The organism is Alphaproteobacteria bacterium US3C007 (genome assembly GCA_034423775.1).
In the GTDB taxonomy this organism is placed as follows: Bacteria; Pseudomonadota; Alphaproteobacteria; order Rhodobacterales; family Rhodobacteraceae; genus Thalassovivens; species Thalassovivens spotae.
The window spans coordinates 219,025-244,397 of the sequence record CP139918.1; the positions used below are offsets into that span (position 1 = coordinate 219,025).

The window sequence follows — 25,373 nt, forward strand, 5'->3', positions numbered from 1 at the left end:
CTTAAAATCGCAGCCAAACACACAGTCAGAGCCCTTGAAACATGAAGATCAATCGCCCCAGAAACACATTTGGCAAAAGCAAGATCTGAATACATCCTTTGATATTTTAGCCGCCCAACTTACCCCGCTGGCCTAGAACGGATAGCGAGGGTAAACTAATTTTAATATTCAAAAATGATATTTAAACTTGTAAATCACAGAGTTTTACAACTTAACGCTGCTTATGAATTTGACCTCATTGCAAACATTCTTAGCAATTCTTGAAACCGGAAGTTTGGTGCGCGCCGCAGATAAACTGAACGTCACCCAATCCACGGTGACCGCGCGGCTTAAAACGCTTGAGGAAGAGCTGGGGCAAGTGCTGATAAACCGTCAGAAATCGGGGGCAACGCTCACGCCGGCCGGGGCAAAACTGATGCGATACGCACCCGCAATCACGGGGCTATGGCGGCAAGCGAAAAATGAAACAGGGCTGCCCGCGGGGCTTACCTCTGCCTGCAGTTTTGGATGCGAACGCGATTTATGGCATGGTGCGGGACGGGCTTTTTTCCACTACGCAACCAGCACACAGCCCGAGCTAGCGATGAGCGCAAGGCAAGGCAGCGGCCGCGATCTCACCGAATGGATCGCCACGGGCAGCATAGACATTATCGTTACATTCGAAGCCGTGACGCGCGCCTCTCAAACGCTTTACCCGTTGCCCGCAGAAGAGCTTATTCTATGTTCCGATCGCCGCAATACGCCAATGATAGGGGATCCTAACTATATTTTCGTGGATCACGGCGCTGAATATCGCCGTGTTCATGCCGAATTTTATCACGATGCGGGTATCGCAAGACTGAATTTTGACAGCGCGTGGTGGGCGCTTCAATATCTGCTTGAAAACCCCGGTTCGGCCTATTTGCCGCGTTCTTTAGCGCAGCGTTACTTAGACGAGGCCGCGCTTTTCATCGTGCCGGACGCGCCGGTGTTTCACAGGAAAAAATCTTTATTGGCCTCGGATCAAGCTGTTGAAAAGTTCCACTGGCTGGAAAACGCTATCGCTCAAATTCAATCTCACGAGCGCCCACAGCAGGGCCGCGCCACCTCACAAGGGCAGGCAGGCCAATGATCACTCAGAAATAAATAGATCTGTGAGCGCAAATTGATCCACATCTACCAAGCCAAGGTCCGAAATCCGCAAGGCCGGAATCACGACCAATGCCAACAGGGAATGTTGCATAAAGGCGTTGTTTAATGCGCACCCACACCGTTGCATGCCGCTTAAAATTGTTTGTACTTCCGCGGCCACTTCAGCCGCGGGTCGATCAGACATCAGCCCCGCAATCGGCAAATGCACCTGCCCAATTTCTGCGCCATCCTGCCAAATCGTAGCCCCGCCGCCAATCTCGCCCAGCCGGTTGACCGCCTGCGCCATCATCTCTCGATTAGTGCCAACCACGATAATATGATGGCTGTCATGGGCAACGCTGGAAGCAATGGCCATTTCACCCTGATAGGCAAAGCCTTGTACGAACCCATTGCTGATGCGTCCTGTCGCATGATGACGTTCGACCAAAGCGATTTGGCACACCCCCTTATTGGCTTCTACCAACCCATCAATCACCGGTAATTTCGCGCTCAGCGCCTGTGTCGGAGCCTGATTTTCGATCACCCCAATAACTTTCACATGCGCCTCTGCCATATTTGGTGCTGCTGCAATCTCAAAATCCGTAGCGCCCATGGTTTTTCCAAGATTAACCGTGTTTTTGGCCCCCTCTGGCCATTCATAATGCGGGCACTCGGTCAAAATCTTTCCATGTTCGGCAAGTTTCTGGCCGCGCGCAAACACCACTTCAATCGGCAAGGAAACAAGATCAGACGACAAGATAAAATCAGCCCGGCGCCCCGGAGCAATACTGCCCAATTCGCGTTCAAGCCCGAAATGTGTGGCGGTATTAATCGTCGCCATTTGCAACGCGATCAAAGGCTCGCAGCCGCAGTCAATTGCGTGGCGCACCACCCGATCCATATGCCCCTCATTGACCAAGGTCTCCGAGTGACAATCATCAGTGCATAAAATGAAATTTCTAGGATCTAAACCGCGTTCGGTTATGGCGGTTATTTGCCGCTCTACATCATACCAAGCCGAGCCCAATCGCAGCATCGCCCGTATCCCCATTCGGGCGCGTAAAACGGCATCAGCCTCGTGCGTGCCTTCATGGTCATCCGCAGCGCCGCCAGCGGCATAGGCATGAAAGGGCGTGCCCAGATCTGGTGAGGCATAATGCCCCCCGATCACCTTTCCAGCCGCCTGCGTAGCCGCCATTTCAGCCAGCATTTTTTCATCCCCAGCGATTACGCCGGGATAATTCATCATTTCCCCAAGGCCTATTATGCCCGGCCAGCGCATCGCTTCAGCAACATCTTGCGGCGTAATTTCAAATCCGGTGGTTTCCAGCCCAGGCGCAGACGGCGCGCAAGAGGGCATTTGCGTGAAAATATTTATCGGTTGCAAGAGCGCCTCATCATGCATCATCCGAACCCCCGCCAGACCCAGCACATTGGCAATTTCATGCGGGTCGGTAAACATCGTGGTCGTACCATACGGGATAACCGCCGCGGCAAATTCAGCCGGGATCAGCATGCCGCTTTCGATATGCATATGCCCGTCACACAGGCCGGGAATAAGATAGCGACCGCCCGCATCGATAATTTGTGTTTTTGGGCCGATACAATGGCGCGCATCCGGCCCAACATAGGCGAACCGACCTCTGACAACGGCAATTTGCCAATTCTCAAGAACCTCTCGCGACTGAACATTAACCAACCGGCTGTTTTGAACGACCAGATCGGCAGACGATCGCCCGGCGGCGACAGCAACCAAATCGGCAGCGCAGTCTGCCCAAGATGCAAATTCACCCTTCGCCACATTCACCTCCTTGCCTGATCTCTGATCGCAACGGTATGGGGCTAACGGCAGGCTGTAAAGATTTTTACCATGCCACGCTACGTTTGCAGCGAAACGCACAACGTTGCGCGATTGGTGCAGTGCGGCGATCACCTCTGTTCCCGCAAAGCACAGCACCTGCCGCGGACAAGCTGATCAAATCAGCGCAGTCTCATGAAATCGGCCCACCTCTCGGCCTTGGGACGTGCGGATTTAGCTTTAACACATAGCGCGAAACGCAGTGCGCGTTTGGCTCTGACTTGCGAGCTCATGCGCCAGAAGCCGTCCATCAGATGTCAACCCGCCAGTTGCATTAAACCAGCCGCGCTCACTCCCATAATCAAAAAAGGATTGCTCAAGGTTTGAGGTCATTATCGAGCACATTTGAACGACCGCGCCGTATTGCGTCTCATATTGTTTATCCGACATTTTTGACCTCATAATTAATTGACAGTTCTTCTGCCTAAACAACCTCGAGAGTAAAATAAATTTAAATTAATTAAAAAAATTAAAAGACTAAATGCTTATTTTTGTTTTAAATCAGCACATTGATCTCAGCGGGCGACGACACATGCGCAGAAACCGGACCTCAGCTGCAAAACGTGAACCGTCCTTTGCCCCGACGCTTTGAGTGGTAAAGCGCCTGATCAACAGCTTGCAAAATATCGATCATTGACCAGCGTTCCGCTGCCTCGACGATCCGTCCCCCCATGCTGAGGCCAAGCTGAACTTTGTGGGTTTGAATGGTCAAAGGAGGTTTCAATCTCGCTAGAAGGCGCTCAGCCAAGCCCAACAACTCAGTCGGATCATTCGTACCCGTTATAAGCAATATAAATTCATCTCCCCCCAACCGAACTGCCACATCATGCGCCCTAATTTCTTGGCGCAAAATATTGCTCAGCTCTACCAAGACCCGATCTCCAACCGGATGCCCAAGCTGATCATTGACCGTTTTAAAATGATCCAGATCAAGCTGTATGATCCCAAATGATATATTTTGGCGCGCAAAGCTTGCCAAACTTTCGATCAGGCTCCGACGGTTTCCCAAACCCGTCAAAGGATCTGTCAGCGCTGCAATTTCTGCATTTTTCTTTGCCCCCTCTATGCGCTGCGTGACCGCACGCGACGCTGCGCGCACCGCAGATTGTGCCTCGAGTAAACACAGCATATCAACCGCCAGTTCCGAGGGGCCAAAATCTGCATGGGTCAACTCAAAACACTCGGCAGTTTCTTTCAACGCCATACCGAAGGAAATCGGGATGATTGCCTTGTCCCGATCTTGCAATCGCAACACCACCCCATTCCACCGCAAATCCAGAAAGCGACGCAACGATAGGTGAAACTTTTGCCCATCCAATTCAAACATCGAACAGCCGCGCAAGTGCCCGCTGCGCGGCTTAATCGAAAAAAGATCAAGCACGTGCTGCAGGCGCGCTGTTTCACCTTGAAGAATTTTCTGCATCGTCGGCGCAACATGCTCAATCACACCAGCGCGATTGATGATTAGGTGACAGGGGCAAAGAATGTTTAGAATATTATCCATTTGATGGACCGCGCGCCGCCAACTTAAACCCCTGCGCCACCGCGAAACGGTGATCGACCAACGTTATCTGGATCACCGCCGAACCCGTGTCGGCGAAATGTGCCAAACGGATCAGCGCACCATAATCATCGGCCATGGCGTGCAAAATACCGATACATAAAAAGGTGAATTCAGACCATGATGGGGCAAGCCTTATTGAAATTTGATTTTTAGCTCCGCACACCACGTTGATTTGCGGTAGGTTTAAGTCTGGCATGATAAGGTCAATTCGGGCGTTGAACTCATTCAATGAAAATAAGAAATCGCGAAAATCAACTCCACCAAACCGTAACAATCTGCGAACCCCGTCCTGGTTTCGATGCACCACCAGATAAGTTCCCATATCCTCAAGAATATCGGCGTTTGGTTTATTCAAAATTCGAGATAGCTGGTTCAAAAGAGCATAGCTATCCTGATCTGGATAGCACAGCATGGCTTCATAAAACGCCACGGCATGCGGGCATGCAGAAACAACTTTTTGCCACAACCCAAACCCGTATGTATCAATTGTAAAACGCTCTAGCGCTTTGTTCACAACCCCATGCACGATAACTTCTCCCCCAACAAACATGGCCTGCTTAGGTTAGAAAATCGTAAACAAATCCGCACAAAATTGCAGGCATTGCAGCGCCTATCTTTTGCCGGCGGATTTTCGGCCGATGCTGGGATCTAAAAATCGGTTGGTGCACCGCCTTCACGTTTGCGGCGCGCAACAAAATCCGCCAGCGCATCCCGCCGAGAGACCTCAAGTGCAGGCGGTTCAAATTCAGCCAAGATTTGCTGATACAGCGCATGTGCGCGCTCAGGCGTCCAAAGCGCCCCCGACGCCTCCCAACCTTCAAAATTACTCCATTCAGATAAGAAAGGCTGGTAAAAGGCGGTACTGTAGCGCTCTTGCGTATGGGCGGTTCCAAAAAAATGGCCGTCATTGCCAACGCTTTTAATGGCCTCTAGGGCAATCTCTTGCGCACCCGTTGCCACCAAATCTGGATCCATATAGCGTTGGATTTGTTGAAGTATTTCACAATCCATCAAAAATTTTTCTGGGCTGGCAATCAAGCCTCCCTCCAGCCAACCAGCAGCATGATAGACCATATTGCTGCCCGATTGTACCGCGGCCCAAAGGCTGTTTGATGTTTCCCACATTGCTTGCCCATCCGGCACATTGGCAGCGCACACCCCAGATGAGCGCAAGGGCAATCCGTAGAACCGCGCCATCTGTCCAGTCATTTGCGTGGCCCGCATATATTCGGGCGTTCCAAAAGCCGGGGCGCCAGTTTTCATATCCACATTCGAGGTAAAAGTGCCAAGCGCACAGGCAGCCCCAGGCCTAATCCATTGCGCCAAAGCCACCGCGCATAACGCTTCCGCGATCGATTGCGCTACCGCCCCGGATAAGGTCACCGGCGCCATCGCACCAGCCAAAGTAAAAGGCGTAACCACCAGACCTTGATTACGCCGCGCAAGCCGCATCCACCCATCCAGCATCGGAAAATCATGTTTGAGCGGAGAAGTGGAATTGATATTCGTGTACATTTTTGGGCTGGCCTCAAATTCGGCATCGCTCCAACCGCCTGCAAGGCGCACCATTTCCACCACATCTTCAACCCGTTCCCGCCCCAAGGAATAGGCATGCGCCACCTTATCGCTGAGCGTCAATTTATCGTATAACACATCCAGATGGCGGGTACTGGCGTGCAGGTCCACAGGCTCGACCGGATAGCCCCCGACAAAGTGAATGCAGTTAAAGTATTGGCTGAGTTTGATCAGATTTTGGCAGGTTTCGCGCGTTCCGGGTACTTTTGCATTCAGCTTTACATCCCAATAATTGGGCGGCGACGAAACATTGCCAAATAAAATATAACGGCCGCCGATGATCAATTTCCGATCAGGGTTGCGCGGCGTTATCGTCCATTGGCTGGGCGCTTTGGACACCATATCCATCACAAAATGCCGGTCCATCCGCACGTTCGTGCCGCGTACCGTGCAACCCGCTTGTTGCAAAATAGCGCAAGCTTCTGGGTTCAGAAACTCAATACCGATTTCTTCCAGAATGTGCATCGCACCTTCATGAATGGCCTCAACACCCTGATCCGTTAAAGGCGCGATTGGCGGATCGCAATTGACCGGCAAATGCCAGGGCATCTGGTTGATCTCCGAAGCGCTCCGCCGTTTTGCATTTCCAGCCCGGCCCCCGCCGCGCCTCCGCTTTTCCGATTGACCCGACATTTCGATCCCTGCAGCCACCTTCTACACCACCACGAAAGGGCGGAATCGCACGTAAAACCTGCCCGTTACCGACCTTTTTCGTCGTTTTTAACAAGCGTCAGGGCGAGCGGATCAGCGCAGGTTCAAATAGCTTGGGATATGGCTGATATCTGGCAAAACAACATCCGCATAAGCTTGCAAGGTCCGCTGATCTGCCAAACCACTCAGCACGCCGATACAATGCATACCGGCCGCTTTTCCTGCGATTAAATCATGCGTACTATCACCAACCATCGCAACGTGGCTGGGTAAAATGCCAACCGATGCGCAAAACGCAAGCAATGGCTCGGCTGATGGCTTGGCGCCAAACCCACTGTCATAACCCGCGATAAAATCCAGTTTTTGAGCAACGCCAACGGCATCAAGATGGGCGCGAGCACCCGCTTCTGCATCATTGGTCATCACTCCTAGTTTTAGCCCGTTCAGCTGTAAAAGATCGAAAAACGCAACCAAAGGCGTAATTTCCATAACCGGGGCCTTTAAGCTTTCTTGCGTTAAAAAATCTTCCAGCTCTTGTTCGCTGATCCCCTCAAGCTCTCCAATTAAAGCCTCAACCAAATCTTGGTTGGTGCCAGCTATTGCAACGCTATGCGCGAAAAATGCCTGTTCTGAGAGATCAAAATCAATCGCCTCCGCCAGCTTTTTTTGTTTTGTTAAATCGCCCTGACTAAGCTGCGCTAAAACATTCAGAAACCAGCCACTCCACGTTGCTTGAAAATCAAATAAAGTGCCATCTTTATCAAATAGTAAACCATCACATCGCATCAAATCTCTTCCATATATTTTTGCGTTTTAAAGCCGAGGACAAAGGCCGATACCGCTCACGTCCAATGCACAATCGCGCCTCCGGGCAAGGCCTGCCGGGCCAGACCAATCATATTTGGGTCGCAGTGACACGCTTCAGCACAATCCAACACCCATTGATCTTCCAGCAATATAAAATCAAGCACGGCCAGCAAAAACTCGGAAGATTGTGCTTGCGCTTTCAAATCAGCAACCGAGCTGCCACTGGCATTTAGGAAAAGCGATAAAACATCCTCATCCTGCGCCATCCAAGCCAAAGCCTCTAACGCAAAAATTTCTGCCGAATGGGGTGTCATGACAAGATCCGTGTTTGGGGGAAATGATTTATTAACACAAATCTATAAAATTATACTCAAATTATAACAAGCTTTAGAAATTGCCATTGCCATGTCAGGACATCTTCTGCTTTACAGCCCAAAAACCAAAACCCAACTGCCGGTTGGGCAGATTTTGCGCGATGCCCTGTATCATGTCACCACAGCGTCATCTCGCGCAGAATTTGAAAGCTATGCGCCCCATCGGATTTGGGATTGCCTTATCATTTTAGGTGGATCACCCAGCTTATTGCATCAACTCAGCGCAATAACACCAAATCAAAAAATGCCGATAATCGTTATTTTAGAGGCTCACAACAGCGGCTGTCGGATGCAATTTTTACGCGCGGGCGCAGATGAAATTTTGCAACGTCCGATCACGGGAAAGGCACTCTTATCAAGGTTGCGCAGCCTGCTCCGTCGCCGGCGTGCGCACCAAGAATTTACGCTGCGTGCAGACACGAATCGCGCGTTGGGTTTTCACGAAGCCAAAGCCGTCTTTCAATCAAAACCAAAATGCGTAGTGATCCAAATCCACCATGATCAAACCCATGCCATGCTCGATAAGTTTCACGCTTTAAAAGAGTATTCCCTTGAAATCACCACGCCTGCCGCTTTGTTTCTTACGGACCAAAAAAGGCCCTCAAACCTGTGCTATATCTTGCTCGATATCGCGCAAAACCCGCTGATTGCGCATAATTTACTGCTAAGCATGCGCACGCATGATCTTACGCGCCATGCAGCGATTATCCTTGCCAGCGCTAGCATCGAAACGGCAACAACGCTTGCTGCTCTGGATCTGGGCGCAGATGATGTGCTTTTTCCAACGTTTTCGGGCTCAGAAATTGCCCATCGCATCGCAACCCAATTAGAACATAAACGGGTCAACGATCACTTGCGCGCGATGGTCCAAGAAGGGTTCAAAGCCGCGGTCACCGATCCGTTAACGGGGCTTTATAATCGGCGCTACGCGATGACCCATTTGTGTCACCAGTTTCAGCGCGCCACGCAAGGACAAACCGATCTTGCTCTTTTCGTGCTTGACCTGGATTTTTTCAAACGTGTCAATGACACCTATGGCCATGCGGCGGGCGATCAAGTTCTGCGCCGCGTTGCAAAGCTGCTGCAACAAGTCACACGGGCCTCTGACATGGTTGCGCGCTTTGGCGGCGAAGAATTCCTAGTTGTGTTGCCCGACGCCTCAGCGGAAATAGCGGGTAATATCGCAGAGCGGGTTTGTACGATGATCCGCCGCCTTAAAATCGGGCCCAATTTAATCGAAATAACCGCCAGTATTGGCGTGAGTTTGAGGTATAACGCCGCCCAAACCCATGTTCACCTGACCGCGCAGGAATTGCTGAAACAGGCAGATCGGGCGCTTTACCGCGCAAAGGCCATGGGGCGCGACCGCGTATCATACTTTGCTGAACAAGCGGCTTAGAAACTGCCGAAGATCGCATTTTTTCGCTTCCATGGCAGATATCCCTTGAAGGCCAAAGGCTTTGACGATTAGATCGCGCCGCGCAGAGGCGCTTGAAGCTCCTAATCAAGAAGAGGCGGCATTATGGGATACGCAGACGTTTACAACAGCTGGAAATCAGACCCCGAAACCTTCTGGATGGAGGCCGCGCAGGCGATTGACTGGGACCGACCTCCGAGCTTCGCGCTGGATGCAAGCCGGGCCCCTCTTTATGAATGGTACACAGATAGCCTGGTAAACACCTGTTACAACGCGGTTGACCGACATGTTGAAAACGGCCGCGCCGCGCAAACCGCTTTGATTTATGACAGCCCAATTACGGGGGCAAAGGATTTTACCACCTTTCAGCAATTGCGCGATAAAACGGCGCTTTTGGCGGGCGCATTATTGGCCAAAGGCGTTACAAAAGGCGATCGGGTCATCATCTATATGCCGATGGTTCCAGAAGCCGTTATTGCGATGCTGGCCTGCGCGCGGATCGGCGCGATCCATTCGGTTGTGTTTGGAGGCTTTGCCGCGAATGAATTGGCCGTGCGGATCGATGATGCGCAGCCCAAAGCCATTTTGGCCGCCTCTTGCGGCATAGAGCCCGGGCGCATCATCGCGTATAAACCGCTTATCGACGAAGCGATCGAAATTGCGCAGCACAAGCCCGAAACGGTTTTAATCTTGCAGCGTGAACAGTTAAAAGCCGAGCTGCTAGAGGGGCGCGACCATGATTGGTTCGAAAGCCAGCGCGGCGTAGAGCCGGCCGATTGCATTCCCGTTGAGGGCAATCACCCGGCCTATATCCTTTACACATCAGGCACGACAGGTGCCCCAAAAGGGGTGGTTCGGCCAACCGCGGGGCATTTGGTGGCTTTGAACTGGTCGATGAAGAATATTTACAACGTGGATCCGGGAGATGTGTTCTGGGCCGCGTCGGATGTTGGCTGGGTGGTTGGGCATAGCTATATTTGTTACGCGCCCCTGATCCATGGCAACACCACACTCATCTTCGAAGGCAAACCGATCGGCACCCCCGATGCAGGAACCTTTTGGCGGGTTATTTCAGAACATAACGTGCGCAGCTTTTTCACCGCGCCAACCGCGTTTCGGGCGATTAAGCGCGAAGACCCGAAAGGCGAGTTTAAAGCCGCCTATGATCTGAGTTGTTTGCGCGCGCTCTATTTGGCGGGTGAACGGGCTGATCCAGATACGATAAATTGGGCGCATGATCTGCTGGGCGTTCCCGTGATCGATCACTGGTGGCAAACGGAAACAGGCTGGACCATCGCCGGTAACCCAATGGGCGTAGAGCCGCTTGAGATAAAGCTGGGCAGCCCGGCTGTGGCAATGCCGGGGTATGATGTGCAAATACTGGATGAAACAGGCCAGCAGATGCCGGTCAATACTTTGGGCGCGATCGCGATTAAATTGCCCCTGCCGCCCGGCACATTGCCCACGTTATGGAACGCGCCCGAGCGGTTCGAAAAATCATATCTCTCTGCTTTTCCGGGATATTATGAAACCGGTGATGCTGGTATGGTTGATGAAGACGGCTACTTATATATTATGGCCCGTACAGATGATGTCATCAACGTGGCGGGCCATCGCCTTTCAACGGGCGCCATGGAAGAGGTGCTGGCAAATCATCCCGATGTCGCTGAATGCGCGGTTATTGGGGCCAGCGACGCGCTCAAAGGCCAATTGCCGATCGGATTTGTCTGCCTGACCAAGGGCGTCAACCGCCCGCATAGCGAGATCGCCCGTGAATGCGTTCAAATGATCCGCGATAAAATTGGGCCGGTCGCTGCCTTTAAAACAGCCGCTGTCGTTGATCGACTTCCCAAAACCCGATCTGGCAAAATTTTACGCGCAACCATGGTCAAAATCGCCGATAGCGAAGCGTTCAAACTGCCTGCAACCATTGATGATCCGGTAATTTTGGATGAAATCAAAGCGGCACTGCAAGCCTTGGGATATGCCCAGTGAAGGTTGCAGATTGGACATAGCTGCAGCCTTCTTCCTCGAAGAGGGCTGCGTTTTAGCTTGTTTATTAGGCTTGCACGTGTAGCCTACATTTGTTCTGCGCGTATATAAGGGGGCTGAGGCATATGAGCATGTCAGATATTTGGAAGCTGTCAGCCCAAGAAACCGCATCCTTTATCCGCAAGCGAGACCTCTCTGCGCATGACAGCGTGGGGGCCGCATTGGCGCGTCTAAACGCAGTCAATCCAAAGTTAAACGCCGTGGTAGAGCCTATGGCGGAAACTGCCCTGAAACAGGCGAAAGCGCTGGATCAACTGCAAGCTGATGGCGGATCATTGGGGCCACTCCACGGGGTGCCGGTGACCATAAAGATCAATATTGATCAGGAAGGTTGCGCCACAAGCAATGGCGTTGTGGCGTTTAAAGATATAATAGCTCAAGCGGATGCGCCCGTGGTTGAAAACCTTAGGAAGGCGGGCGCGGTGATTATTGGACGCACCAACACCCCCGAATTTTCATTTCGCGCCGACACGCAAAACCCCCTTTTTGGGCGCACGCATAATCCATGGGGCCAGCACATATCGGCAGGAGGCTCGTCCGGCGGCGCAGGGGCTGCGGTGATGGCCGGGATTGGCGCGCTTGCGCATGGCAATGATATTGGGGGCTCGCTGCGCTTTCCCGCCGCCGCGAATGGCGCCGTGACCTTAAAGCCGGGATTGGGGCGGGTGCCCGCTTGGAATGTCAGCCAAAAAGAAGAACGTGGTATTCTGGCGCAAGCAATGTCAGTCCAAGGTGTGCTCGCGCGGCGCGCCGGCGATCTCGATTTGGCAATGCCAAGCTTGATGCATCCCCATAGTGGCGATCCTTTTCACGTGCCCCTGCCCTATCGATTGGCCAACCATGATGGGCCTGTGCGCGTAGCCTTTTGCCCCGACACACCAGGTTTTGAAACCCACCCAGAGATCCGCAAAGGCCTCGATAATGCTGCGTCTGCGCTCAAAGATGCCGGCTATATCGTGGAACAGACCGAGCCGCCGCTGCTGGAAGAAACCGCGCTGATGGGCTATCGCAGCTTATTGGGCGAAGTCTCAACCTTGCTTGGGCCTGATATAAAGGCGTATGGATCGCCGCAAGTTCAACAAATATTTAAGGATTACTTTGACTACTTCCCCCCGTTTGAAGGCGATGCGCTGTTAAAAAACTTGGGGCAGCGCACGCATTATGCGCGCCAATGGGGCCTGTTCATGGAAAAATACCCGCTGATACTCGCGCCGTTTTTACCACAGCCGTTTTTTGCACCAAATCGCGATTGTGAAGGGCTGGCGGGCGTTTCCGACGTATTGGGCGCCGCGCTTTGGTCATATTCTATCAATTTCATCGGCCATCCATCCGGCTGCCTGCCGGCAGGTTTAGCAGAAATAAAAGGACAGCCCTATCCGATCAATGTTCAACTGATTGCGCAGCGCTGGCGCGAAGACCTTTGCGTGGCGGCTTTGCAGGATATCGAAGCGCGTTTGGGCTATCTCTGCGATGATTTATGGCAGCGGATGGGCGCGCTTTAAACGAATTGTTCTTGCAGCAAGCGCTCATCCAGCCCGTGGCCAGGATCAAACAGCAACCGATGCTGCACATGCTCTTCAGAAGTGATATCGACGATCGCCACGTTGGAAATTGACGTGCTGTCAGCATCGGCCATAACGGGACGTTTTTCTGGATCCATTACTTCAAATCGAACATGAGCTTTTTTGGGGAGCAACGCCCCGCGCCAGCGCCTCGGCCGAAACGCGTTCAGCGCCGTCATCGCCAAAACATCCGCGCCGATCGGCAAGATAGGCCCATGCGCAGAATAATTATACGCGGTTGATCCCGCCGGCGTCGCCAAAAGTGCCCCATCACAGACCAATTCATCAATTCTAATCCGGCCATCCACCGAGATGCGTAATTTTGCCGCCTGTGGCCCAGCGCGCAGCAATGAAACCTCATTAATCGCCAAAGCGATATGCTCTGCCCCCGCGCTATCCGTGGCTTGCATGCGCAGCGGATTAATCGCGGTTTCTTCCGCCGCTGTGATACGCGCCAGCAAATCGTCTTCTTGATAAGGGTTCATCAAAAACCCAACCGTGCCCCGGTTCATACCATAAACAGGCAAGCCAAACTTCTGCGATGCGTGAAGCGTTTGAAGCATAAACCCATCGCCTCCAAGCGCAACGATCACATCTGCCGCTTGCGGGGCGCAGTTACCATAGCGTTCTGTAAGCTTTTCAAATCCGGTTTGAGCCGCAATTGAAGAGCTGGATGTAAAGGCAATTCGGTGATCCATTGACAGAATATCCCAAGCTAGCACGCAACCTCATAACAAGCATACTGCGACAAAAAAGACCAGACATGGCGCACAGAGTAAAAATAAGGTCGAATTGCGCACTTTCCCTCCTATATAAACTATTCTAAGGAGCCTTAGACTGTTTAATTCAAATCTGGAGTGCGAAATCATGAATGCGCCACAGCAACACCAAAACTTTTTTCAAGAAACGCTGGCCAGCCGCGACCCTGAGGTGTTTTCCTCAATTCGCTCAGAATTGGGCCGGCAACGTGATGAAATTGAACTGATCGCGTCAGAAAACATTGTCTCCGCTGCCGTCATGGAAGCGCAAGGCAGCATCATGACGAATAAATATGCCGAAGGGTATTCAGGCCGCAGGTATTATGGCGGGTGTCAGTTCGTTGATATTGCAGAAAACCTTGCCATCGAGCGCGCGTGTGAATTATTCGCTTGCGATTTTGCCAATGTCCAACCCAATTCGGGCAGCCAAGCCAATCAAGGGGTTTTTCAGGCCCTTTTGAAACCCGGAGATACCATCCTTGGAATGTCGCTAGACGCGGGCGGGCATTTGACCCATGGCGCGCGCCCAAATCAATCGGGAAAATGGTTCAACGCAGTGCAATATGGCGTGCGCGAAGACAATAACCGTATTGATTATGATCAAGTAGAGGCGCTTGCCAAAGAACATAAACCGCAATTGTTGATCGCCGGTGGATCCGCGGTGCCGCGCCAAATAGATTTTGCACGGATGCGGGAAATTGCAGATATGGTCGGGGCTTATCTTCACGTGGATATGGCTCATTTTGCCGGTTTGGTGGCTGCGGGCGAACATCCTTCACCCTTCCCACACGCGCATGTGGCCACGACAACAACGCATAAAACGCTACGCGGGCCACGCGGTGGAATGATTTTAACCAATGATGAAGCCCTCGCCAAAAAATTTAACAGCGCGATCTTCCCTGGAATTCAAGGGGGACCCTTGATGCACGTGATCGCAGCCAAAGCCGTGGCCTTTGGCGAAGCCCTGCGCCCCGAATTCAAAACCTATATCCAGCAGGTGATTAAAAACGCGCAAGCGATGTCGGATCAGCTGATCAAAGGAGGGCTTGATACGGTTACTCATGGCACGGATACGCATGTTCTGTTGGTGGATTTGCGGCCCAAAGGCGTGAAGGGAAATGCTACGGAAAAAGCTTTGGAGCGGGCGCATATCACCTGCAACAAAAATGGAGTTCCGTTTGATCCGGAAAAGCCAGCCATCACCTCAGGTATCCGTTTGGGATCGCCCGCAGCAACAACCCGCGGCTTCAAAGAAGCTGAGTTTCGGCAAATTGCCGATTGGATTGTTGAAGTTGTAGATGGGCTTGCCGCCCATGGCGAAGACGGCAATAGCGCCGTTGAAAACAAGGTGAAAGCGGAAGTGAAAGCGCTCTGCGCCGGGTTTCCCGTCTATCAAACCCTGTAAGCACAGCCGCATGCTTAAAGGCTAAGAATTTTTCGGGCGGGGGTTGCAAAACATCCGCCCGAAGCCGTTAGAACAGAGTTTATTTGAAGGTAATACGGCCTTCAATCCTGGATCTATAATCTGGAGCTGCCGCCATAAAGGCGGCCAATACATCCGCCAGATCAGGGCCAAAATCATAGGCGTTTTGCGCCCCTCGGAACATTTTATAGCCGTCTCCACCATTGCGCACATAATTGTTAGACACAGCTCGATAGACCCGATCTAACTCAAGCGGCTGACCAGCAATCTGCACCGCACTCACCCGCGCTCCAATTTCGGCAGCGCGATCAACCGTATATCGCATGCCCGCAACCTGCGGAAACCGCCCCGCCACCTCTTCAATTTGGCTCACACCATTCTCCAGCGCAGCAAGTAAAACCGCGCCTGAAATCTCAAAAGTCGATAACGTATTTTGAAACGGCAACACGGTTAAAACCTCTCCCATCGTTACCGGGCCTTGATCAATCGATGCCCGGATCCCGCCGCTATTTTGAATGGCGATCTGAACGCCGCGGCTGCTCACTTCGGCCAGCATCGCATCGGTGATCAAATTGCCCATCTCGCATTCTTGCACGCGACATGTGTTCCGCTCACCATCGATAAAACCAGCAGCATCGGCAACAACCGTGTTGATAATTTCGCTCAATGGTTCGGCAGCTTCTGCAATTCGAGATTTTGTTACCGCATCTTCTTTAACCGCAGCATCCATAATCAATGGCTCGCCGGTCGCAGATAGGATCTGACCCTGATCATCAAATAGAAGATTCAACTCACCCAGAAATTTTCCATAGGCGTAAGCTTGCACAATCGCGGTTGTCCCCACCATCGTGGGATAAGGACCTTCTGCACGATCGGACAGGTTTGATAAATACGTGTTTGAATGCCCGCCCACGATCACATCAACGCCCGTGGTCTTGGCCGCAACCCGTCGATCCACCATATAGCTCGAATGCGACAAGACAATGATCTTATTCACCCCTTGCGCGCTTAGATGATCAACCTCATTTTGCACGGCCCTAATAGGATCCGAAAACGTAATATTATCGCCCGGAGAGGCCAGTTCATCCGTGTCCTCAGGTGTTAACCCGATCAAGCCGATCAATTCGCCTCCCCGCTCAATAATCGCAGACTTTGGCAACTTATCAGCCAAAAGCTTTTCCCGGCTGACATCCGCATTTGACATCAAAACGGGGAACTCCACATTATCAATAAAGCCTCGAAGCACTTCGGGGCCGTCATCAAATTCATGATTGCCCACGGTCATGCCATCATATCCCAGCTTATTCATCAGCTCAGCCGCCAATTTTCCTTTGTAATATGTATAAAACAAAGTGCCTTGAAACTGGTCGCCCCCGTCAACCAAAATGCTGTTTTGCGCCCGTGCACGCGCCTCGGCAACGGCGGTCACCAAACGCGCCGAACCTCCAAAACATTTCCCTTCACTGTTATGTTCAGCGCTGCAACCGCTGTCATATTTACTAATCGGCTCAAAACGCGCGTGAAAATCATTGGTGTGCAACACGGTCAGGCTGAAATCTGCCTGCGCGAGTCCGGGCCATAAACTGCACAGACCCAATAGTATAATAAATCTATGGAACATTGGAATTATCTCTCCTATGAAAGGCGCGAAGATCGCGGGTAGGCCGTCAAATTCAATTGAAAACGCATCGCTGCTGGTACGAGGCTAGCATAAATAGGCCACAAAAAACAGATAGAACGGAATAAGACTTGCAATGATCATTTATAAGCTTTTACGGATCGCAGAATGGCAACAGCTCGAGGCTGAAACAGAAACCCTTGGCGCCCCGATTGATCTGCTGGATGGCTATATTCACTTCTCAACAAAAGAGCAGGTGAAAGAGACTGCATCAAAGCATTTTGCCGGCGTGGCCGCGCTGCAGCTTTTGGCCTGCGACAGCGCCGCAATGAGCAGCCATTTAAAATGGGAACCCTCGCGCGGGGGGGCGCTTTTCCCGCATCTTTATCGGGCTCTTTCCTTGAAAGATGTGCTCTGGCACCAAGAAATCGGTTTCAAAGATGGGCTCCATAGATTTCCGGAGCCGTTGGAATGAAAAATTTAGAACAGCTGGGCTTAAAGGTTTTACAAAGCCTAGATCCAGAACGGGCGCATAATCTGGCAATCAAGGCCCTGCAAATGGGGCTTGTTCCAAAACCGCGTTCGCGCAGTTTTCCGCGCCTGAACTCACAGCTGGCCGGGCTCACCTTGCCAAATCCGATAGGCTTGGCTGCCGGGTTTGATAAAAACGCACAGGCGCTTAATGGTTTGGCCGCGTGCGGCTTTGGGTTTCTCGAAATCGGCGCGGCCACCCCGGTGGCGCAACCAGGCAACCCCAAGCCCCGATTGTTTCGCTTGCCCAGCGATCGCGCCGTGATTAACCGCTTTGGATTTAACAATGACGGCATGGCGCAAATCGCGCTGCGATTGCAAAAACGCCCGAAACACCCTGTCATTGGGCTTAATCTTGGCGCGAATAAAGACAGCCATGACCGCGCAGACGATTTTGGCAGGGTCTTGCGCCATTGCGCAGACCATCTTGATTTTGCCACCATCAATGTCAGCAGCCCAAATACCGAAAAACTGCGCGATTTACAGGGTAAAGCGGCGCTATCAGCCTTGATCGCAGGCGTAATGCACATTCGCGATGATTTAAAAAAACCCATTCCAATCTTTTTGAAAATAGCCCCAGATCTTGACACTGCCAGCCTTGAAGACATCGCAGAGGTGGTGCTTTTACATGGGATAGACGCGGTGATTGCCACCAATACAACGTTAGACCGCAACGGGTTAAACGGCCCCCATAAAGATCAAAAAGGGGGGCTTTCGGGCGCGCCGCTATTCGAAAAATCAACGCGTATTCTTGCACAACTTTCCAATTTACTCGGTGAAAAAATACCGCTGATCGGCGTTGGTGGGGTAAGCGATGCGCTACATGCCTATGAAAAAATTCTGGCTGGTGCCAGCGCGGTCCAATTATACACGGCGCTGGCCTATCAAGGGCTTAGCTTGGTGCCAAATTTGAACGAAGGTTTGGATGCGTTGCTTGAAAAGAATGGCTTTTCCTCGATCGACCAAGCGGTGGGCACCGGACGTGGGCGCTGGCTGTAAACCCGGCTAAGCACACCGCGCCTCCAATGCAGGATAGCGCCATGCCAAGCTAAAAGCGCGGATCACAAAGGAAATCAGCAAGGCCCCCCAAAGCCCGGAAAGGCCAAAAGCCGGGACCAAAAGCACCACGGCAAGCGCATAAACAGATAAACTGACCGCCATCATATTTCGCATATCACGGCTGGCTGTCGCCCCAACGAATATCCCATCCAGCATAAAGGCCGGCATTCCCAAAAACGGGGCCAAATATAAAAAGGGCAGATAGTGCAGCGCGGTAGTTTGCACATCGCTGGATTTCGTCATCACGGCGATTGCCCAAGGCCCAAACAAAATAACAAGAGCGCATAATAATGCAGCCACCCCGAAAGCCCAATAGCTGGTGATTAAAGCGCTTCGCCGAAACGCGCTGCGATTGCGCGCCCCAAAGGCCTGCCCCACCAAGGTTTCAGCAGCAAAGGCAAACCCATCCAGCGCAAAGAAACTTATCAACAATAACTGTTTCAAAACTTGTGTCGCCGCCAACGCCACATCATCAAAGCGCGCGGCAACCATCAGAAACGATACAAAAATACCCTGCAACATCAGCGTGCGCAGTAAAATATCTCGGTTGACAGAGAACATCTTCCAGAGCAGCGCTTTATCAAAAACGCGGGCCCACTCTTTCCAATATGGGGTGGCCCAAAGCGCCCGACACATCCAAAGCGCCAATATAAACCCGCTGAGCTCGGCAAGGAAGCTCGCCCATGCAACGCCAATAACGGCCCAGTTCAAACCGAGTACGAACCAAAGGTCCAATACGATATTCACGCCATTCATCCAGATTTGCAACGCTAACACATGCCGGGTTCGCTCCTGCGCGATCAACCATCCCGTAATACCAAAAATTGCAATCGCCGCGGGCGCGCTGAGAATTCGGATCTGCATATAGGCAGAGGCATCACTTTCCACAGCATGCGAGGCCGGCGATACCAAAAGCGCGCCATAAAATAACGGCCCCTGCAATAAGATAAGCGCCAAACCGGCCACGAATCCGATCATTACAACGCGGCTTAAAATCGCGCCCACCTCGTCAAGCTGTTCAGCGCCCAGCGCCTGCGCTGCAAGCCCCGTTGTGCCCATGCGCAAAAATCCAAAAACCCAAAAAATCGTGGTAATGATCAAACTGCCCATACCTACGGCAGCAAGCGGTATCGGCGATGCAATTTGCCCAACAACCGCCGTGTCAACCACGCCAAGCAAGGGAACCGTGATATTTGCCAGTAAAATCGGAAAGGCAATTTTCAGAACACGGGCATGCGAAATAATCATTATTTTGGGGCGCCCGAAGGATCCTGCAAAGGCGAGTCCGGCATCAGAAAATGCCCTGTTGCCTGCGCAAAAATGCGCGATCGGTTATCTTGCCAAGCCTCGACAAAAACCGAGGCATAGCGCCGCCCCGACCGATTGACCCGCGCGCGCGCATAGGCATCGCGCGGCAGGCCAGAGCGCAAGTAATCAACCGAAAAATCAATTGTTTTGGGCAGGGCGATGGCGGCAGTTTCTAGATTTGCGACATCGCGATCGGGGGCCGTTTCTATATCCTGCCACACCGCCGCCCAGCTTAATTCAATAATTGCTGCAATTTCCAAAAACGCCGCTGTTGCACCACCGTGAAGCGCGGGCAAGGCGGGATTGCCGATCATCATCTCCTGAAACGGCATCACAGCCGTAAGCTCATCCCCGCGGCGATCAAAATGAACCCCCATGAACTGAATATAGGGCACCGAGGCGACCAATGAGGCCAAAGCCTCATCACGGCGCTTTTTGATCACTTGAACAGGCTCTGGTTTCGGGCTCATCACTTTCATGCTCCGTTCACGAAGGCCCCAGAGGCCATGGCAACCGGCTTTTCCGCATTTTCGTCAAGCGCCACAGCGCGCACAAACGCCACGCTGCGGGTCACGTTGTAACAGGTGGCAATCGCTCTGATTGTTTGATGTGGCATTGCTGGGCGCATGTAATCTACCCGCAAATCGATGGTCGCTGTAAGACCGCGTTGATCAGGATGGCTTAACACCGCCGCCCCGCAACAACTGTCAAGCAAGGCAAAAACGGCCCCACCATGGATCACCCGCGTCTGTGGATCACCAATGAAACTTTCATTATAATCCATGCGCATCTCGGCCTCACCTTCGCCGATGCTTTCAAACCTCATCCCCAAAGCTTTTGCATGCGGAATTGCCTCCATGAAACGTTGGGCCTGTGCCATTTTATTCATCACCAAAGCTTACTCCGCATAGGTTTTTTATCTTCTTGCTTTAAATATGACTTAGAACGTGAAAAAATCGCAAGGGCAATGGTTGTTCTGCGCAAAGGGACGCTCTATCTGATGGATAACAGGAGGGGGAAGATGGCCGAACAAAGGTTATCCTTTAAAGAGATGTGCGCCAAGTTTGAAGTGACGCCAAGAACCCTGCGCTATTACGAGTATATCGAGCTTCTGCAGCCAGAACGCGAGGGGCGATCTCGTTTTTATGGAGCGCGAGAATTGGCGCGGATGACGCTTATCATGCGGGCCCGTAAGTTTGGCTTCCAACTTGAGGAAGCCCGCCAATGGCTTGAAATTTATGAACAAGCCGGCACACAAACCCAGTTAAAAGTGTTTGTCGATATGGCAGATAGCAAATTGCTTGAGCTGCAAGACCAAGAGCAGCAGCTTAAGCAAACCATTGAAGACTTGAAAGGATTGCGCCAGCAAACCCTGCAAGAGATGAACAAGTTTTCCAAATAAATGACGTGACGTCTACATTACGTTAACGTCAAGTTTCTGCTACGCTGTCTTTATCGTAGAAACTTCGCGTTACGGACAGGCCGCATTTATGGACGAAACCCACATGACAATTGGCAGAATGTGTGAAACATTTGGGGTTAGCGCAAGAACGCTTCGCTTCTATGAAACGAAAAAGCTGCTTTTTCCAATTCGCCAAGGCCAAAAACGCCTGTTCACCAAAAGAGACCGCGCAAGGCTAAAACTGATTTTAAAAGGCAAGCGCTTTGGCTTCTCATTGGAAGAAATCCGCCAATTGCTTGATCTGTATAAATCGGATCAAGATCCGCAGATCCAAATCAAACAAGCCCATGAGCGCGCAGAGCGCCAACTCAAGGCGCTTGAAGCGAAAAAACAAGAATTAGAAGAAATCATTGATGATCTTCGCAGCCAGCTCGCTTGGGGGAAGAATCTTTTGTCCACGCGCGCCCCTTTAAAGCCAGCCATCCGCCATTTTGATCAGTAAAAGGTGTTTTCATGCCAGTTTATAACGCGCCCATTCAAGACATAAGCTTTTTATTAAACGACGTTCTGAAATTGCAGCAGCAAAATATTCCGGGTTATGACGCGCTCGAACCCGAGCTGTTGCAAGCCATTCTAGAAGAGGGTGGCAAAATGGCATCAGAGGTACTTGCGCCTCTCAATGCCTCTGGTGACCGCGAAGGCTGCCATTTAGAAAACGGCGTTGTTCGTACGCCAAAAGGCTTTAAAGACGCCTTCGATAAAGTGAAAGAAGGCGGCTGGACGGGGCTGGATTGCAATCCAGAATTTGGCGGGCAAGGTCTGCCTTATATCGTGGCGACAGCAATCGCGGAGATTTTCGCCTCAGCAAATATGGCCTTTGGAATGTATCCCGGCCTCACCCATGGTGCCTATTCAGCGATCCATACCCATGGCAGCGCAGAGCAAAAAGCAACTTATCTGCCCCAAATGGTCAGCTGCAAGTGGACGGGCACGATGAACCTGACCGAACCGCATTGTGGCACCGATCTGGGGCTGATGCGCACCAAAGCAGAACCCAATCAAGATGGCAGCTACGCCATCACGGGGCAAAAAATCTTTATTTCGGCCGGCGATCATGATCTGGCCGAAAATATCATTCATTTGGTTTTGGCCAAAATTCCAGGGGGACCTGCTGGGGTGAAGGGGATCTCTTTGTTTATTGTGCCAAAATTTTTGGTTCAAAAAGAGGGTGCGTTAGGGCCCAGAAACAAGGTCTCAGTAGGCAAAATCGAAGAGAAAATGGGCATTCATGCCAATGCAACCTGCGTGATGAACTTTGATGGGGCCACGGGGTTTTTGCTGGGGCAAGCCCATAAGGGCATGCGCGCGATGTTCACGATGATGAATGAAGCGCGTTTAGGGGTTGGGGTGCAAGGCTACGCCCAAGCAGAAGCCGCCTATCAAAATGCCCTCGCTTATGCCAAAGACCGCCTGCAAGGGCGCGCGGCGACCGGACCGGAAAATCCAGATGACGCGGCAGATCCCCTGATCGTACACCCGGATATTCGGCGCAACTTAATGCAACAAAAAAGCTTTGTGGAAGGCGCCCGCGCCTTTGCCTATTGGGGGGCAATGTTAATTGATCAAAGCAATCTTGCAGGGGATGAACCCGCGCATGGTTTGGTCAGCTTGTTAACGCCAGTTATAAAAGGCTTCCTAACCGATCGCGGCTTTGAATTTTGCGTACAAGCCCAGCAGATTTTTGGCGGGCATGGGTATATCGAAGAATGGGGTATGTCACAATTTGCTCGCGATGCCAGAATTGCGATGATTTACGAGGGGGCAAATGGCGTTCAAGCGTTGGATCTGGTTGGTCGAAAACTCGGCCAAGACGGTGGCAAACCTGCGCTAGCCTTTTTTGAGTTGATCAAAACCTTCTGCGCAAAAAGCGCCAGCGAAAGCCCAGAGTTTAAAGCAGATTTCCTTGAGCCCTTGAAAACAGCCAGCAAACAGCTTCAAGAAGCTGCATTGTATTTTATGCAAAATGGGTTGAAATCGCCCAATACAGCTTTGGCCGGATCTTATGATTTCATGCATTTATTTGGGCATGTCTGCCTTGGCTATGTTTGGGCACGCATGGCCCAGCAAGCTTTTCGAAATTCAGCGCAAGGCACGGGTGACGCTGCGTTTAATGAGACAAAAATTAAAACAGGACGCTATTATATGCAGCGCGAGCTGCCCGCCACCGCGTTGCATCTGGCACGCATCAAAAGTGGAGCTGATCCGGTAATGGCTTTAACCGCCGATCAGTTTTGATCGAACAAAGAAAGTGAAAAAATGGGAATAGTCCAATCAAACTGGATGTCTGATGAACATGTGATGCTGTCTGAAATGACGGAAAAATTCATTCAAGATGAATGGAGTCCGCATTTCGAGCGTTGGCGCAAACAAGGAGAAATGGACCGTAGCACTTGGCAACAAGCCGGTGAGCTGGGTCTGCTGTGCCCGTCGATCCCCGAAGCATATGGTGGGCCCGGGGGTGATTTTGGCCATGAAGCAACGATTTTGCTCGCGGGCAGCCGCGCCAATTTAGCCAGCTGGGGTCACGGCATTCATTCGGGCATCGTTGCGCATTATATTTTGGCCTATGGCACCGAGGAACAAAAAACCCGTTTGCTGCCCAAAATGCTCTCTGGTGAAATGGTCGGGGCGCTGGCAATGACGGAACCCGCTGCCGGTTCCGATTTGCAATCGATTAAAACCAAGGCCACGCGCGATGGCAATATGTACCGCCTCAGCGGCCAGAAAACCTTTATCACCAATGGCCAACACGCCAATCTCATTTTGGTGGCAGCAAAAACCAATCCGGATGAAAAAGCCAAAGGGATGTCTTTGGTGATTTTAGAAACCGATGGCGCAGATGGCTTCACCCGGGGTCGCAAGCTGGAAAAAATTGGGATGAAATCCGCAGATACTTCAGAACTGTTTTTTGACAATATACCCATCCCACCCGAAAATATTTTGGGCGGCGAGGAAGGCCAAGGCTTTTATCAGATGATGAAGCAACTGCCCCAAGAACGCTTGATTATAGGATGCGGCGCGGTGGGCGCGATGGAGGGCGCGGTTGCCCGTACGATCGATTATTGCAAAGAACGCCAAGCCTTTGGCGCATCGATTTTAACATTTCAAAACACAAAATTCAAACTGGCGGAATGCAAAACAAAAACCACCGTGGCGCGGGCTTTTTTAGACGCCTGCATCACCGAACATCTGCGCGGAGAATTAACCGTCGAAAAAGCTGCGATGTGCAAATATTGGCTCACCGACACCCAAGGCGAGGTCTTGGATGATTGTTTGCAACTGCATGGCGGCTATGGGTTTATGCAAGAATACGCAATCGCCGAAATGTGGACGGATGCGCGCGTACAGCGTATTTACGGGGGCACCAATGAAATTATGAAAGAGTTGATTTCACGCTCTCTTTAAATCAAGAAAGGCAGACTATGCGTGCCCCTCCGTTCAAATAAAATACGGCTGGGCTCGGTTTTTCTTCGGCGCCCATCGGCCCTCCTGCCTGCGGCGCTGCCACAGGCTAAAATTGAAACGTAAAATCGCGGTTAAAAAGCATGTTCTTTTTGCATAAATACTCAAAACTGCGCGCATAAATTGGAAAGGCAAATGTCATGGAATTATACTGCTTCGGCGAAAGCGGCCACAGCTACAAAGCTGCGCTCGCATTGCAACTGGCAGGATGCGTTTGGTCGCCAGTTTTTGTTGATTTTTTCAAAGGTGAAACGCGCAGTAATGCCTATCGGACGCATATCAATCCTTTAGGGGAAGCTCCGGTTTTGCGCGATGGCGAAATTATGCTCAGTCAATCTGGCGTGATTCAAAACTATCTGGCTGAAAAAACGGGCAAACACGGGGGTGGCAGCGCGGCAGAAACCCGCGAGGTTTTACGTTGGATTCTTTGGGATAATCACAAATTATCGGCGCTGGCAGGCACAACACGTTTCATGATGAATTTTTTAGCTGAGGACAAGCGCCCGCAAGCCGTCATCGAGTATAATCTCGCACGGTTAAAATCCAGTTATAAAATTTTGGATCTGGCTTTAAGCGAGCGCCCCTTTCTGGTGGGCGAAACCATTACCCATGCCGATATGACCTGCTGTGGGTATTTATACTACCCCGAGCCCTTCGGCTTTCAACGAGAAGACTGGCCGAATATCGATCGTTGGCTGGATAATATTTCTGCCTGTGACGGGTGGAAAGCCCCCTATGATCTTATGCCCGGCAACCCCGCTGAGCGCGCCTAAAGGAGAGCC

At 51.6% G+C, this 25,373-nt stretch carries 24 protein-coding genes; 12 read left to right on the forward strand and 12 right to left on the reverse strand.

What is annotated here, in order from left to right; genetic code table 11:
* Positions 1 to 223 precede the first annotated feature (223 nt).
* Positions 224 to 1,111 carry a LysR family transcriptional regulator gene (locus UM181_01115; GenBank protein WQC63241.1) on the forward strand — a complete coding sequence of 296 codons (888 nt, stop codon included), beginning with the start codon at positions 224 to 226 and terminating at the stop codon, positions 1,109 to 1,111.
* Here UM181_01115 and ade read toward each other — a convergent pair whose 3' ends face one another.
* The 7 genes from ade to UM181_01150 all read right to left on the reverse strand — a co-directional run bounded on the left by ade (position 1,112) and on the right by UM181_01150 (position 7,879).
* Positions 1,112 to 2,911: an adenine deaminase gene (ade, locus tag UM181_01120; GenBank protein WQC63242.1), complete on the reverse strand. Its 1,800-nt coding sequence runs from the start codon at positions 2,909 to 2,911 to the stop codon at positions 1,112 to 1,114. It abuts the gene before it with no gap.
* 237 nt (positions 2,912 to 3,148) lie between these two features.
* The gene (locus UM181_01125) at positions 3,149 to 3,358 is read right to left on the reverse strand and encodes a hypothetical protein (protein WQC63243.1); all 210 of its coding nucleotides are present in this window, start codon (positions 3,356 to 3,358) and stop codon (positions 3,149 to 3,151) included.
* Between the two features lie 160 nt (positions 3,359 to 3,518).
* Entirely contained in the window at positions 3,519 to 4,472 is a 954-nt protein-coding gene (locus UM181_01130; GenBank protein ID WQC63244.1) for a GGDEF domain-containing protein, read from the reverse strand.
* A complete protein-coding gene (locus UM181_01135; protein WQC63245.1) occupies positions 4,465 to 5,082 on the reverse strand; it encodes a heme NO-binding domain-containing protein in 618 nt (205 codons plus the stop codon). Before UM181_01135 ends, UM181_01130 begins: the two co-directional genes overlap by 8 nt.
* Positions 5,083 to 5,180: 98 nt before the next feature.
* On the reverse strand, positions 5,181 to 6,740 hold the full coding sequence (locus UM181_01140; protein ID WQC64802.1) for a trimethylamine methyltransferase family protein: 1,560 nt from the start codon (positions 6,738 to 6,740) through the stop codon (positions 5,181 to 5,183).
* 111 nt (positions 6,741 to 6,851) lie between these two features.
* On the reverse strand, positions 6,852 to 7,544 hold the full coding sequence (locus UM181_01145) for an HAD family hydrolase (GenBank protein WQC63246.1): 693 nt from the start codon (positions 7,542 to 7,544) through the stop codon (positions 6,852 to 6,854).
* 56 nt (positions 7,545 to 7,600) lie between these two features.
* Complete coding sequence (locus tag UM181_01150) at positions 7,601 to 7,879, reverse strand: DUF3572 domain-containing protein (GenBank protein WQC63247.1); 279 nt, start codon at positions 7,877 to 7,879, stop codon at positions 7,601 to 7,603.
* A gap of 91 nt (positions 7,880 to 7,970) precedes the next feature.
* On the opposite strand from UM181_01150, the gene UM181_01155 reads away from it, so the two are divergent.
* The 3 genes from UM181_01155 to UM181_01165 all read left to right on the forward strand — a co-directional run bounded on the left by UM181_01155 (position 7,971) and on the right by UM181_01165 (position 12,910).
* Positions 7,971 to 9,338, forward strand: coding sequence for a diguanylate cyclase (locus UM181_01155; GenBank protein ID WQC63248.1), 1,368 nt, complete (start codon positions 7,971 to 7,973; stop codon positions 9,336 to 9,338).
* 123 nt (positions 9,339 to 9,461) lie between these two features.
* Positions 9,462 to 11,351: a propionyl-CoA synthetase gene (locus UM181_01160; protein ID WQC63249.1), complete on the forward strand. Its 1,890-nt coding sequence runs from the start codon at positions 9,462 to 9,464 to the stop codon at positions 11,349 to 11,351.
* Between the two features lie 122 nt (positions 11,352 to 11,473).
* Positions 11,474 to 12,910, forward strand: a complete 1,437-nt coding sequence (locus UM181_01165) for an amidase family protein (GenBank protein WQC63250.1) — start codon at positions 11,474 to 11,476, stop codon at positions 12,908 to 12,910.
* On the opposite strand, the gene UM181_01170 is transcribed toward UM181_01165, so the two are convergent.
* Positions 12,907 to 13,668: an NAD kinase gene (locus tag UM181_01170; protein ID WQC63251.1), complete on the reverse strand. Its 762-nt coding sequence runs from the start codon at positions 13,666 to 13,668 to the stop codon at positions 12,907 to 12,909. The genes UM181_01165 and UM181_01170 overlap by 4 nt on opposite strands.
* Positions 13,669 to 13,837: 169 nt before the next feature.
* Here UM181_01170 and glyA point away from each other — a divergent pair, with 169 nt between their 5' ends.
* Positions 13,838 to 15,133: a serine hydroxymethyltransferase gene (gene glyA, locus UM181_01175; GenBank protein ID WQC63252.1), complete on the forward strand. Its 1,296-nt coding sequence runs from the start codon at positions 13,838 to 13,840 to the stop codon at positions 15,131 to 15,133.
* 79 nt (positions 15,134 to 15,212) lie between these two features.
* Here the strand turns inward: glyA and UM181_01180 are convergent, their stop codons facing one another.
* The gene (locus UM181_01180; GenBank protein WQC63253.1) at positions 15,213 to 16,772 is read right to left on the reverse strand and encodes a bifunctional metallophosphatase/5'-nucleotidase; all 1,560 of its coding nucleotides are present in this window, start codon (positions 16,770 to 16,772) and stop codon (positions 15,213 to 15,215) included.
* A gap of 133 nt (positions 16,773 to 16,905) precedes the next feature.
* Between UM181_01180 and UM181_01185 the strand changes: the two genes are divergently transcribed.
* Both UM181_01185 and UM181_01190 read left to right on the forward strand, forming a co-directional pair.
* Positions 16,906 to 17,244 (forward strand): DUF952 domain-containing protein, encoded by a 339-nt coding sequence (locus UM181_01185; protein WQC63254.1) that lies wholly within the window; start codon positions 16,906 to 16,908, stop codon positions 17,242 to 17,244.
* Positions 17,241 to 18,299: a quinone-dependent dihydroorotate dehydrogenase gene (locus UM181_01190; protein WQC63255.1), complete on the forward strand. Its 1,059-nt coding sequence runs from the start codon at positions 17,241 to 17,243 to the stop codon at positions 18,297 to 18,299. Before UM181_01185 ends, UM181_01190 begins: the two co-directional genes overlap by 4 nt.
* A gap of 6 nt (positions 18,300 to 18,305) precedes the next feature.
* Here UM181_01190 and UM181_01195 read toward each other — a convergent pair whose 3' ends face one another.
* From UM181_01195 to UM181_01205, 3 genes are read right to left on the reverse strand one after another with little or no spacing between them, the layout of a single operon-like run.
* Positions 18,306 to 19,607, reverse strand: a complete 1,302-nt coding sequence (locus UM181_01195; GenBank protein WQC63256.1) for an MATE family efflux transporter — start codon at positions 19,605 to 19,607, stop codon at positions 18,306 to 18,308.
* Positions 19,607 to 20,137 carry a PaaI family thioesterase gene (locus UM181_01200; GenBank protein WQC63257.1) on the reverse strand — a complete coding sequence of 177 codons (531 nt, stop codon included), beginning with the start codon at positions 20,135 to 20,137 and terminating at the stop codon, positions 19,607 to 19,609. The genes UM181_01195 and UM181_01200 overlap by 1 nt, the downstream gene beginning before the upstream one ends.
* Before the next feature lie 5 nt (positions 20,138 to 20,142).
* Positions 20,143 to 20,556: a PaaI family thioesterase gene (locus UM181_01205; protein ID WQC64803.1), complete on the reverse strand. Its 414-nt coding sequence runs from the start codon at positions 20,554 to 20,556 to the stop codon at positions 20,143 to 20,145.
* Between the two features lie 132 nt (positions 20,557 to 20,688).
* On the opposite strand from UM181_01205, the gene UM181_01210 reads away from it, so the two are divergent.
* From UM181_01210 to UM181_01230, 5 genes are all read left to right on the forward strand, one after another.
* Entirely contained in the window at positions 20,689 to 21,069 is a 381-nt protein-coding gene (locus tag UM181_01210; GenBank protein ID WQC63258.1) for a MerR family transcriptional regulator, read from the forward strand.
* Positions 21,070 to 21,157: 88 nt separating this feature from the next.
* The gene (locus UM181_01215) at positions 21,158 to 21,571 is read left to right on the forward strand and encodes a MerR family DNA-binding transcriptional regulator (protein ID WQC63259.1); all 414 of its coding nucleotides are present in this window, start codon (positions 21,158 to 21,160) and stop codon (positions 21,569 to 21,571) included.
* An 11-nt stretch (positions 21,572 to 21,582) separates the two neighbouring features.
* Complete coding sequence (locus UM181_01220; GenBank protein WQC63260.1) at positions 21,583 to 23,364, forward strand: acyl-CoA dehydrogenase C-terminal domain-containing protein; 1,782 nt, start codon at positions 21,583 to 21,585, stop codon at positions 23,362 to 23,364.
* Positions 23,365 to 23,385: 21 nt separating this feature from the next.
* Positions 23,386 to 24,534, forward strand: a complete 1,149-nt coding sequence (locus UM181_01225) for an acyl-CoA dehydrogenase family protein (GenBank protein ID WQC63261.1) — start codon at positions 23,386 to 23,388, stop codon at positions 24,532 to 24,534.
* Between the two features lie 197 nt (positions 24,535 to 24,731).
* Positions 24,732 to 25,364 (forward strand): glutathione S-transferase, encoded by a 633-nt coding sequence (locus tag UM181_01230; GenBank protein WQC63262.1) that lies wholly within the window; start codon positions 24,732 to 24,734, stop codon positions 25,362 to 25,364.
* Positions 25,365 to 25,373: the final 9 nt, after the last annotated feature.

Excerpts from the sequence above, each read along its gene's own strand:
- UM181_01115 (WQC63241.1), top strand. The coding sequence starts at position 224 with ATGAATTTGACCTCATTGCAAACATTCTTAGCAATTCTTGAAACCGGA.
- UM181_01125 (WQC63243.1), bottom strand. The coding sequence starts at position 3,358 with ATGTCGGATAAACAATATGAGACGCAATACGGCGCGGTCGTTCAAATG.
- UM181_01130 (WQC63244.1), bottom strand. The coding sequence starts at position 4,472 with ATGGATAATATTCTAAACATTCTTTGCCCCTGTCACCTAATCATCAAT.
- UM181_01135 (WQC63245.1), bottom strand. The coding sequence starts at position 5,082 with ATGTTTGTTGGGGGAGAAGTTATCGTGCATGGGGTTGTGAACAAAGCG.
- UM181_01140 (WQC64802.1), bottom strand. The coding sequence starts at position 6,740 with ATGTCGGGTCAATCGGAAAAGCGGAGGCGCGGCGGGGGCCGGGCTGGA.
- UM181_01145 (WQC63246.1), bottom strand. The coding sequence starts at position 7,544 with ATGCGATGTGATGGTTTACTATTTGATAAAGATGGCACTTTATTTGAT.
- UM181_01150 (WQC63247.1), bottom strand. The coding sequence starts at position 7,879 with ATGACACCCCATTCGGCAGAAATTTTTGCGTTAGAGGCTTTGGCTTGG.
- UM181_01155 (WQC63248.1), top strand. The coding sequence starts at position 7,971 with ATGTCAGGACATCTTCTGCTTTACAGCCCAAAAACCAAAACCCAACTG.
- UM181_01160 (WQC63249.1), top strand. The coding sequence starts at position 9,462 with ATGGGATACGCAGACGTTTACAACAGCTGGAAATCAGACCCCGAAACC.
- UM181_01165 (WQC63250.1), top strand. The coding sequence starts at position 11,474 with ATGAGCATGTCAGATATTTGGAAGCTGTCAGCCCAAGAAACCGCATCC.
- UM181_01170 (WQC63251.1), bottom strand. The coding sequence starts at position 13,668 with ATGGATCACCGAATTGCCTTTACATCCAGCTCTTCAATTGCGGCTCAA.
- glyA (WQC63252.1), top strand. The coding sequence starts at position 13,838 with ATGAATGCGCCACAGCAACACCAAAACTTTTTTCAAGAAACGCTGGCC.
- UM181_01180 (WQC63253.1), bottom strand. The coding sequence starts at position 16,772 with ATGTTCCATAGATTTATTATACTATTGGGTCTGTGCAGTTTATGGCCC.
- UM181_01185 (WQC63254.1), top strand. The coding sequence starts at position 16,906 with ATGATCATTTATAAGCTTTTACGGATCGCAGAATGGCAACAGCTCGAG.
- UM181_01190 (WQC63255.1), top strand. The coding sequence starts at position 17,241 with ATGAAAAATTTAGAACAGCTGGGCTTAAAGGTTTTACAAAGCCTAGAT.
- UM181_01195 (WQC63256.1), bottom strand. The coding sequence starts at position 19,607 with ATGATTATTTCGCATGCCCGTGTTCTGAAAATTGCCTTTCCGATTTTA.
- UM181_01200 (WQC63257.1), bottom strand. The coding sequence starts at position 20,137 with ATGAGCCCGAAACCAGAGCCTGTTCAAGTGATCAAAAAGCGCCGTGAT.
- UM181_01205 (WQC64803.1), bottom strand. The coding sequence starts at position 20,556 with ATGAATAAAATGGCACAGGCCCAACGTTTCATGGAGGCAATTCCGCAT.
- UM181_01210 (WQC63258.1), top strand. The coding sequence starts at position 20,689 with ATGGCCGAACAAAGGTTATCCTTTAAAGAGATGTGCGCCAAGTTTGAA.
- UM181_01215 (WQC63259.1), top strand. The coding sequence starts at position 21,158 with ATGGACGAAACCCACATGACAATTGGCAGAATGTGTGAAACATTTGGG.
- UM181_01220 (WQC63260.1), top strand. The coding sequence starts at position 21,583 with ATGCCAGTTTATAACGCGCCCATTCAAGACATAAGCTTTTTATTAAAC.
- UM181_01225 (WQC63261.1), top strand. The coding sequence starts at position 23,386 with ATGGGAATAGTCCAATCAAACTGGATGTCTGATGAACATGTGATGCTG.
- UM181_01230 (WQC63262.1), top strand. The coding sequence starts at position 24,732 with ATGGAATTATACTGCTTCGGCGAAAGCGGCCACAGCTACAAAGCTGCG.